Annotated in this window: 6 protein-coding genes; 4 read left to right on the forward strand and 2 right to left on the reverse strand. The window is 72.6% G+C overall.

What is annotated here, in order from left to right; all coding sequences use genetic code 11:
- Positions 1-363: 363 nt before the first annotated feature.
- The 3 genes from ACFWBT_RS38630 (at position 364) to ACFWBT_RS38640 (ending at position 4,949) form a co-directional block, all read left to right on the forward strand.
- A complete protein-coding gene (locus ACFWBT_RS38630; protein ID WP_385708202.1) occupies positions 364-1,998 on the forward strand; it encodes an NAD(P)/FAD-dependent oxidoreductase in 1,635 nt (544 codons plus the stop codon).
- Positions 1,995-3,842 (forward strand): transketolase, encoded by a 1,848-nt coding sequence (locus ACFWBT_RS38635; RefSeq protein ID WP_385708205.1) that lies wholly within the window; start codon positions 1,995-1,997, stop codon positions 3,840-3,842. The genes ACFWBT_RS38630 and ACFWBT_RS38635 overlap by 4 nt, the downstream gene beginning before the upstream one ends.
- A 381-nt stretch (positions 3,843-4,223) precedes the next feature.
- Complete coding sequence (locus tag ACFWBT_RS38640; protein WP_385708208.1) at positions 4,224-4,949, forward strand: GvpL/GvpF family gas vesicle protein; 726 nt, start codon at positions 4,224-4,226, stop codon at positions 4,947-4,949.
- A 163-nt stretch (positions 4,950-5,112) separates the two neighbouring features.
- Here ACFWBT_RS38640 and ACFWBT_RS38645 read toward each other — a convergent pair whose 3' ends face one another.
- Both ACFWBT_RS38645 and ACFWBT_RS38650 read right to left on the reverse strand, forming a co-directional pair.
- Positions 5,113-5,934 (reverse strand): class I SAM-dependent methyltransferase, encoded by an 822-nt coding sequence (locus ACFWBT_RS38645; RefSeq protein ID WP_385708211.1) that lies wholly within the window; start codon positions 5,932-5,934, stop codon positions 5,113-5,115.
- Between the two features lie 243 nt (positions 5,935-6,177).
- A complete protein-coding gene (locus ACFWBT_RS38650) occupies positions 6,178-7,677 on the reverse strand; it encodes a bifunctional phosphatase PAP2/diacylglycerol kinase family protein (RefSeq protein WP_385708213.1) in 1,500 nt (499 codons plus the stop codon).
- A gap of 104 nt (positions 7,678-7,781) precedes the next feature.
- Between ACFWBT_RS38650 and ACFWBT_RS38655 the strand changes: the two genes are divergently transcribed.
- Positions 7,782-9,401, forward strand: a complete 1,620-nt coding sequence (locus ACFWBT_RS38655; RefSeq protein WP_385708216.1) for an ABC-F family ATP-binding cassette domain-containing protein — start codon at positions 7,782-7,784, stop codon at positions 9,399-9,401.
- Positions 9,402-9,882: the final 481 nt, after the last annotated feature.

A 9,882-nucleotide genomic window follows, 5' to 3' on the forward strand; every position in this document is an offset into this window, starting at 1 on the left:
CAGGGCCCCGGCGGAGGCACGCTCCTCTTTTTGGGGGGAGCCATGAGAGTGCCACCACCACTGTTGCCTGACAAACACGGCGCTGTGTCAACCTTATGACTGACCATCAGAGACTTCGTGAGCCGGCTTCCCTGCTGCGCGAGCGGACACGCAAACAGCGCCGGACCGCCGCCCTGTACGCCGGCCTCGGGCGCTGCCGCGCTGTACGCGGGTCGACAGCCCCATGGCCCGAGGCGTGGGCGCCGAGCCGTGTCACGCGCCGGAGCCCGTTGATGTTGTGAAACGCCGAGGGTGCCCGTGTTTGGGCCTCTCGGTCAGGGGGACGCGGAAAGTCCGTACGAGCGACACCGCCAGAGGAGCACCGTGAGTCGACCCCGCATTCTGATCGTCGGCGCCGGCTTCGCCGGGTACCGGACGGCCCGCGTCCTGTCGCGGCTGGTCCGGCACAAGGCCGACGTCACTCTGCTGAACCCGACCGACTACTTCCTGTATGTGCCGCTGCTGCCCCAGGTCGCCGTCGGTGTCCTGGAGCCACGCCGTGTCACCGTCTCGCTCTCCGGCACACTGCCTCACGTACGCCTCGTGCTCGGGGAGGCGCAGCCCGAGGGGATCGATCTCGACGCGCGCACCGTGCGCTACTCCGGCCCGGAGGGCGACAGCGGCACACTGACGTACGACCGTCTCGTCCTCGCCGTCGGCAGCGTGAACAAACTGCTGCCCGTACCCGGCGTCGCCGAGCACGCGCACGGTTTCCGAGGGCTGCCCGAAGCGCTGTATCTGCGGGACCACGTGACCCGGCAGATCGAGCTGGGCGCCGCGTCGGACGATCCGAAGAGCCGCGCCGCGCGCCGCACCTTCGTGGTCGTCGGAGCCGGGTACACCGGGACCGAAGTCGCCGCCCAGGGAAAGTTGTTCACCGACGCGCTGGTGCGCAAGCAGTCGCTGAGGGAGGGAGCGCCACCGCGCTGGATGCTGCTCGACGTCGCCCCGCGCGTGCTGCCCGAGCTGGACGAACGACTCTCGCGCACCGCCGACCGCGTACTGCGGCAGCGCGGTGTCGAAGTACGCACCGGGACGTCGGTCGAAGAAGCCACCCCCGATGGAGTGCGGCTCAGCGACGGGGAGTTCGTCGAGACCCGGACGCTGGTGTGGTGCGTCGGAGTGCGGCCCGATCCGCTGGTCGAGGGACTCGGGCGGCCCCTCGAGAAGGGGCGGCTCCTCGTCGATCCGCATCTCCAGGTACCGAGCCATGCGGAGGTGTTCGCCTGCGGGGACGCGGCGGCGGTGCCCGATCTGGAGAAGCCCGGCCAGTACACGCCGATGACGGCGCAGCATGCCTGGCGCCAGGGGAGGATCGCCGGCCGCAACGTCGCCGCCTCCCTCGGCATCGGCGAGCGGCGCGCCTACCGCCACCGTGACCTGGGCTTCACCGTCGATCTCGGGGGAGTCAAGGCCGCCGCGAATCCGCTGGGCATCCCCCTGGCGGGGCCGGCGGCTGCAGCCGTCACCCGCGGCTACCACCTGGCAGCCATGCCCGCCAACCGTGTCCGTGTCGCGGCCGACTGGCTTCTGGACGCCGTACTGCCGCGCCAGGCCGTGCAGTTGGGCCTGGTCCGCTCGTGGTCGGTGCCGCTCGACACCGCCTCGCCCGAGTTGGCGAGGGTGGCCGGAGCGCCCGGAGCGCCCGGAGCGCCCGGAGCGCCCCGGGCGCCCGAGACACCTGAGACACCTGAGACACCTGAGACACCTGAGACACCTGAGACACCCGGGGTGCCCGAGACAGCCGGGGTGCCCGGGGCGCGCGGAGTGCCCGGGACACCCGCTGCGCACGGAGTGCCTGGAGCACCTGAAGTGCCTGGAGCACCTGAAGCATCCGCGGTTCCCGGCGCCTCGGACGCGGGGGACGCCGGAGCCGCAGGAGACACCGGGCACGCATCGGGCGCGGACCGTGGACGTCCGAGTCCAGGAGCCGTGAGCCGTTCGGAAGGAACATCATGAACACCCGCCAACTCATCGATCTGGCCCAGCAACTGCGCGTCGACAGCGTGCGGGCCGCCGACGCCGCCGGCTCCGGACATCCGACGTCGTCGATGTCCGCCGCCGACCTGATGGCCGTCCTGCTGGCCAAGCATCTGCGCTACGACTTCGAACGCCCCCAGCACCCCGGCAACGACCGCCTCATCCTCTCCAAGGGGCACGCCTCGCCCCTGCTCTACTCCGCGTACAAGGCGGCCGGCGCCGTGAGCGAGGCCGAGCTGCTCAGCTTCCGCAAGGCGGGCAGCCGGCTCGAAGGGCATCCGACGCCCCGGCGGCTGCCCTGGGTCGAGACCGCCACCGGATCGCTCGGCCAGGGACTGCCCGTCGGTGTCGGCGTCGCGCTGGCGGGCAAGCGGCTCGACCGCACCGGATACCGGATCTGGGTGCTGTGCGGTGACAGCGAACTCGCCGAGGGCTCCGTGTGGGAGGCCGCCGAGCACGCCGGGTACGAGCACCTCGACAACCTCGCCGTCATCGTCGACGTCAATCGCCTGGGACAGCGCGGGCCGACCCGGCACGGGCACGACCTGGACGCGTACGCCCGCCGGTTCCGGGCCTTCGGCTGGCACACCGTCGAGATCGACGGCCACGACGTGGAAGCGATCGACCGCGCGTTCACCGAGGCGGAGTCCACCGGCGGACAACCCACCGCGATCCTCGCCCGCACCCTGAAGGGCAAGGGCGTGGCATCGGTCCAGGACCGCGAGGGGCTGCACGGCAAACCGCTGCCCGACGCCGCTCAGGCGATCGCCGAGCTCGGCGGTGTACGCGACCACCATGTGGAGGTCCACCAGCCCCCCGCCGCACGGGTGTCGCACGCCGTGCGGTCCGGACACCTCGACCTGCCGCGGTACGAGACCGGCGACGAGATCGCCACCCGGGACGCCTATGGGCAGGCCCTCGCCGCGCTCGGCGACGCCCGCGGCGACATCGTCGTCCTGGACGGTGAGGTCAGCGACTCGACGCGCGCCGAGTTCTTCGCCAAGAAGCACCCCGACCGCTTCTTCGAGTGCTACATCGCCGAGCAGCAACTGGTCGCCGCCGCCGTCGGCATGGCCGCGCGGGGCTGGGTACCGTACGCCTCGACGTTCGCGGCCTTCCTCACCCGTGCCCACGACTTCGTCCGGATGGCCTCCATCAGCGGCTCCGGCATCAACCTCGTCGGCTCGCACGCGGGTGTCTCCATCGGCCAGGACGGGCCCTCGCAGATGGGCCTGGAGGATCTGGCGATGTTCCGGGCCGTGTACGGCTCGACCGTGCTGTACCCGTGCGACGCCCACCAGACCGCGAAGCTCGTCGCCACGATGGCGGACCTGGAGGGCATCCGCTATCTGCGCACCTCGCGCGGTGACAGCCCCGTCATCTACAGCGCCACCGAGGAGTTCCCGGTCGGCGGCAGCAAGGTGCTGCGCGCCTCCGGCGCGGACCGGCTGACGCTCGTCGCCGCAGGCGTCACCGTCCATGAGGCGCTGGCCGCCGCCGAGGCACTCGACCGCGAGGGCATCCAGGCCCGCGTGATCGACCTCTACTCCGTGAAGCCGGTGGACCGCGCGACCCTGCGCGAGGCCGCCGAGGAGACCGGCTGCCTGGTCACTATCGAGGACCACCGGGAGGAGGGCGGTCTCGGGGACGCGGTGCTCGACGCCTTCACGGACGGCCGCCCCGTGCCCCGCCTGGTGCGCCTCGCCGTCCGTACGATGCCGGGCTCCGCGAGCCCGGCCGAGCAGCTGCACGCCGCGGGCATCGACGCCGAGTCGATCGCGGCGGCGGCGCGGCTGCTGGTGGAGACGGCCGTGGTGCGCTGACCGGAGACCGGAGGGCACCATGGTCAGTGAGCGGACGGTGCGGGCCAGGCTCTCGCATCCCGCCCACCGGGGTGCGGGCCGGCTCTGGCATCCCGCCCACCGGGGTGCGGGACGGCGTTCACGCCCCTTGCCGCCGACGGTCCCGACGGTCCGGGCCGGTCGTCGCACCTCGCCGACGGTGGCGGGGGCCGCCCTCGCGTCCCTCCGACGGCGGTGGGGGCCGCTCGCCGCCCCCCCGGGTGGACGGGCGGGCGGCGGCCGCGCCGCTTCGACGGGTGCTCGACATGGGGTGCTCGACATGCCCGACTCGCCCAGCAGGAACGGGAGTTGCGTGACCGGCTCGTGGGGCCGGAGCCGCGTGGACCCGCGGGAGGAGACCTCATGACCACTCTGCGCTACGTCTACGCGATCTGCCGCCCCTTCCCGGCGGCGCTGACGGCCGAACTGACCGGGGTCGCGGGCGTCCCGCCCAAGCTGCTGCGCCACGGCGACCTGATCGCCGTGGTCGGCTCGGTCCCGGAGGAGGAATTCGCCGCGGAGTCGCTGCGTCGTCGGCTGGAGGACGTGGAGTGGCTGGAGGCGACGGCCCGCGCCCACCAGGGCGTCGTCGACGCGCTCACCGCCGTCTCCAGCCCGCTGCCGCTCAGGCTCGCCACCGTGCTCCGGGACGACAGCGGCGTACGCGTGATGATGGAGGAACGCGAGGAGGAGTTCCTGCGGACCCTCGACCGGCTCGACGGGCGGGTGGAATGGGGCGTGAAGGTGTACGCCGAAACCGCCGGGCCCTCCGGTGGAACGCGGGAACGCGCGGATGCATTCACGCACCGATTGCACGGCACCCTTTCCCGGTGTGCCGAGGAATCCCTGGTGCGCACCCCGCAGAATCCGGCTTCTCCTCAGGCGGCGGACACCAATGTGCTCGATGCCGCCTATCTGGTGCCGCGCGCGCAATCGGAGGAATTCGTGGAGCGGGTGAACGGAAGCGTGCGGGAGGAACCGGGGGTGCGTGTGGTGCTCACGGGACCGTGGGCGGCGTACTCCTTCACGGGTTCCACGGGCCTTACGGGTTTCACGGGCCTTACGGGCTTCGCGAGGAATGCGCCCTGACCGTCCCCCTGAACGTGCCCTGACCGCCCCCCTCCCTGAACGTGCCCTGACCGCCCCCCTCCCTGAACGTGCCCTGACGTATCCCTCGCCGCCCGAGCCGTACGCACCGCGGCCCGAGATCCAGAGCCCTTCCTGGATCTCGGGCCGTCAGGGATTGTGCCGATCAGGCTTCCTTTCGGCAGAGAATCTCTCCGTGCAGCACGGAGAACCAGGCGTCCTCCTGTCGCCCCCACTGCCGCCAGGCGTCCGACACCGCCCGCAGCTGCTCCGTGGTCGCGTGCCCCCCTTCGGTGGCGCGCTCCGCGTAGGCCGAGGCCATCGTGCGGTCCGCCCACAGGCCGCTCCACCACTCCCGCTCGCTCTCGGTGGCGAACGTCCAGGTGCTCGACGTGGCCGCGATGTCCCGGATGCCGGCGGCCAGCGCCCACGATTTGAGACGCCGGCCCGCGTCGGGCTCGCCCCCGTTGGCGCGGGCGACCCGCAGGTAGAGGTCCAGCCAGTCGGCCATGCCCGGTACCGCCGGGTACCAGGTCATGGCCGAGTAGTCCGACTCGCGGACCGCGATGAAGCCGCCCGGCTTGGTGACCCGGCGCATCTCGCGCAGCGCCCGCACCGGATCGCCCACGTGCTGGAGCACCTGGTGGGCGTGGACCACGCAGAACGCGTCGTCCGGATACTCCAGCGCGTGGACGTCGGCGACCGCGAAGTCGACGTTGCGCAGGCCGCGTTCGGCCGCCACCCGGCGGGCCTGGTCCAGGATGCCGGGCGCGTGGTCGACGCCGGTGACATGCCCGTCCGGCACCCGTTCCGCCAGGTCGGCGGTGATGGTGCCCGGGCCGCAGCCGATGTCGAGGATCTTCATGTGCGGCTTCAGCGAGTCGAGCAGGTAGGCCGCCGAGTTGGCTGCGGTGCGCCAGGTGTGCGAGCGCAGCACCGACTCGTGGTGGCCGTGCGTGTAGACGGCGGTCTCCTGCGGCTTCGACATGACCGTTCCCCTTCTCGTCCTACGGGGCCTCGCTCGGGCGTCTGCCGACTGCGCGAGGCGATGGCATCACCGTACGCGGGCATGTCGAATAATGAGATCTGTATCTTGCCATGTGGACGGTCTCGGACGGGGTGTTGCGCGAGCCGAGGCATGTGCTCGAGCCGAGGCATACCGATCCGGCTCACGGAGCCGGATCGTCGCCCGAATGCGCGCGGCGAACGGCGTGCGTGCGCGGGACCGGCCTCAGTGCGCGGGAAGCGGGCGGTAGACGGTCAGCGCCTCGGGACTCTTGCGCAGCGTCACCTCACCGCTGACCTCGGTGACTTCACCGTCGTAGGCGAGAAGCGTGCCCGGCGCGACACTGTCGATGTGCAACTGCCCCACCCGCACGGCCGCGTGGGCGGGAGAGCGCGTCAGCGGCCCGGCGAAAGCCGCGGCCAGCAGACGCATCGCGGGATGGCGGCCGCCGTGCACGACCCGTACGTCCAGCCGTCCGTCCGCGAGGTCGAAGCGGCGGGCGGGCGCCAGGCCCATCCGGTGGTAGGTGCCGTTGCCGGCGAACAGCAGCCACAACGGGTGTGTGCGGCCGCCGAGTTCGGCCCGCAGCGGGTGATGCTCGGCGCGCAGCACGCGCAGGGCGCCGAGCACACCGGCGGGCCAGCTGCCGATCACCTTGGACCAGTTCTCCCGCTCGCGCACCAGCTCCGGGTAGATGCCCAGGCTGCAGGTGTTGAGGAAGATGCCCTCCTGGTCGCCGGACGCGAACCGGCCCACGTCCACCTGGACCGCCTCGCCCTCCTGGAGCGCGCGGACCAGATCGCGTTCGCCCTCGACCCCGAGGTCGTGGGCGAAGTGGTTGAGGGTGCCGCCCGGCAGGACGGCGAGGGGGACGCCGTGGCGCAGAGCGACCTCGGCCGCGGTGTTCACCGTGCCGTCGCCGCCGCACACGCCCAGCACCAGGGCACGGCTCGCCGCCTTCTCCAGCTCCTCCCGTATGGCGGAGGGTTCGCACTCCACCACCTCCGCGCGGGGCAGCGCGGCGGCCAGCGCGCCGACCCGCTCCGCGCTGCCCGAGCCCGTGTTGGCCACGATGACCAGGCCCTCGCCCTCGGGCAGCGCGGGCGCGTCCACGCGCGGCCGACCGGCCGGAGTCACCTGGTCCCGGGTGGGCACCAGTGCCCGCACGGCGTAGGCGGCGCCGACGCCGAGGGCCGCACCGGCCAGGACGTCGCTCGGAAAGTGGACGCCGGTGTAGACGCGGGACAGTGCGACCGCCGCCGCGAGCGGTGCGACGGCCGCGCCCCAGCCGCGGGACTCCAGTGCCACACCCGTCGCCAAGGCGGCGGCGGAGGCGGCGTGCCCCGACGGGAACGACGTGGTGATCGGCTGCCTCTTCAGCTGCCGGACGGCGGGCACCGGGTCCAGTCCGGGGCGGGTGCGGCGTACCGAGCGCTTGCCGATCGTGTTGATGGTGGCGGAGGCGAGGGCGAGCGAGGCGACGCCCCGGGCGGCGGCCCGGCGGGCCCGCGGTGTGCGGCTCGCCGCGACGGCGGCGGCGGTGGCGAACCACAGGACACCGTGGTTCGCGCTGCGGCTCAGCCGTGGCAGCACCGGGTCGCCGCCCGGCCAGTGCCGCGCCGCGACCGCCTCGAAGACCCGGCAGTCCACTGCCAGGAGGCGGTCCCGAAGGGCATGGCGGCCCGGTACGAGGGCGGTGAGGTCGACGTCTGGGGTCGGGGTCATGCGGGTCCGTCTACCCCGGATCCGCCGGTTGCTCGCCCCCGTGCCGGGCCCCTGGGCGGATACGCGTTTGCCCCGCACCGCCGCTCCCCGGAGAATGCCTGCCCATGGGACATCTCGAAGCCGCACACCTTGAGTACTACCTTCCCGACGGGAGGGCGCTGCTCGGCGATGTGTCGTTTCGGGTGGGGGAAGGGGCCGTCGTGGCCCTGGTGGGGCCCAACGGCGCCGGGAAGACCACGCTGCTGCGGCTGATCTCCGGGGAGCTCAAGCCCCACGGGGGGACCGTCAACGTGGGCGGCGGCCTCGGCGTGATGCGGCAGTTCGTGGGGTCCGTGCGCGACGAGACGACCGTGCGGGAGCTGCTCGTCTCCGTGGCCCCGCCCCGGATCCGCGAGGCGGCGAAGGCCGTGGACACCGCCGAGCACGCGATGATGACCGTGGACGACGAGGCGGCGCAGCTCCGCTACGCGCAGGCGCTGTCCGACTGGGCCGAGGTCCGCGGGTACGAGTCCGAGACCCTCTGGGACATCTGCACGACGGCCGCCCTCGGCGTTCCCTACGAGAAGGCGCAGTGGCGGCTGGTCCGGACCCTGTCCGGGGGCGAGCAGAAGCGCCTGGTCCTTGAGGCACTGCTGCGCGGCACCGACGAGGTGCTGTTGCTCGACGAGCCGGACAACTATCTCGACGTACCCGGCAAGCGCTGGCTGGAGGAGCGGCTCAAGGAGACCCGCAAGACCGTGCTGTTCGTCTCCCACGACCGTGAGCTGCTCGCCCGCGCCGCCCAGAAGATCATCAGCGTCGAGCCCAGCCCGACCGGCGCGGACGCCTGGGTGCACGGCGGGGGTTTCGCGACGTATCACGAGGCCCGGCAGGAGCGGTTCGCGCGCTTCGAGGAACTGCGCAGGCGCTGGGACGAGAAGCACGCCCAGCTCAAGAAGCTGGTACTGAACCTCCGTCAGGCGGCCTCCATCAGCCACGAGTTGGCGTCCCGCTACGCGGCGGCGCAGACCCGGCTGCGGAAGTTCGAGGAGGCGGGACCGCCTCCGGAGCCGCCGCGCGAGCAGGACATCAGGATGCGGCTGCACGGCGGGCGGACCGGGGTGAGGGCGGTGACCTGCAAGGGGCTTGAGCTCACCGGCCTGATGAAACCGTTCGACCTGGAGATCTACTACGGCGAGCGCGTCGCCGTCCTCGGCTCGAACGGCTCCGGAAAGTCGCACTTCCTGCGGCTGCTCGCGGGCGGCGACGTCGCGCACACCGGCGAGTGGAAGCTCGGCGCCCGCGTGGTGGCCGGGCACTTCGCGCAGACGCACGCCCACCCGGAGCTGGAGGGCCGCACGCTCCTCGACATCCTGTGGACCGAGCACTCGCAGGACCGCGGAGCCGCCATGTCCAGGCTGCGCCGCTACGAGCTGACCGCCCAGGCCGAGCAGCGCTTCGAGAAGCTGTCGGGCGGCCAGCAGGCGCGTTTCCAGATCCTGCTCCTGGAGCTGGAGGGCTCGACGGCCCTGCTGCTCGACGAGCCGACCGACAACCTCGACCTGGAGTCCGCCGAGGCTCTTCAGGAAGGCCTCGAGGCGTACCAGGGGACGGTCCTGTCGGTCACCCACGACCGCTGGTTCGCCCGTTCCTTCGACCGCTACCTGGTCTTCGGCTCGGACGGCCGCGTCCGGGAGACACAGGAGCCGGTGTGGGACGAGCGCCGCGTGGAGCGGGCCCGGTAGACCGCGGGAACCCTGGCCCGTGCCAGGGCTCTCGGGACTCCCGGCCTTGGCCGGGGGCCACTGTGCGGTGCGGGAGACCGGGCCTGCCCTGCTGAGCCCGCGCAGCCCCACCCCCTCCGCCCAAGCCGGCCCCGCCCGTCCCGGGCACCTGGGCTCCTCGGACACCCTGGGCTCCTCGGACACCCTGGGCACCTCGGCCTCCTCGGGCACCTCGGCCTCCTCGGGCACCTCGGCCTCCTCGGGCACCTCGGCCTCCTCGGGCCTCCCGGCCTCCTCGGTCTCCCGGGTGTCTCGGGCGTTCCGGGTCTCCCCGGTCTCCCCGGGCACTCCGGCCTCCTCGGGCACCCCGGCCTCCCCGGCCTCCTCGGCCACCCCGGTCTCCCTGGGCGTTCCGGGTGTCCCGCGTGTGCCGGGCGCTCCGGGCGTTCCGGGTCTCTCCGGAATGTATAAGTTATCGGGGTGCACGGGGGACGTTGTTGTA

It is taken from the genome of Streptomyces sp. NPDC060027, from assembly GCF_042737005.1.
In the GTDB taxonomy this organism is placed as follows: Bacteria; Actinomycetota; Actinomycetes; order Streptomycetales; family Streptomycetaceae; genus Streptomyces.

What these genes read in the sequence shown, in the direction of transcription:
- ACFWBT_RS38635 (WP_385708205.1), top strand. Translation starts at nt 1,995, where the DNA reads ATGAACACCCGCCAACTCATCGATCTGGCCCAGCAACTGCGCGTCGAC.
- ACFWBT_RS38640 (WP_385708208.1), top strand. Translation starts at nt 4,224, where the DNA reads ATGACCACTCTGCGCTACGTCTACGCGATCTGCCGCCCCTTCCCGGCG.
- ACFWBT_RS38645 (WP_385708211.1), bottom strand. Translation starts at nt 5,934, where the DNA reads ATGTCGAAGCCGCAGGAGACCGCCGTCTACACGCACGGCCACCACGAG.
- ACFWBT_RS38650 (WP_385708213.1), bottom strand. Translation starts at nt 7,677, where the DNA reads ATGACCCCGACCCCAGACGTCGACCTCACCGCCCTCGTACCGGGCCGC.
- ACFWBT_RS38655 (WP_385708216.1), top strand. Translation starts at nt 7,782, where the DNA reads ATGGGACATCTCGAAGCCGCACACCTTGAGTACTACCTTCCCGACGGG.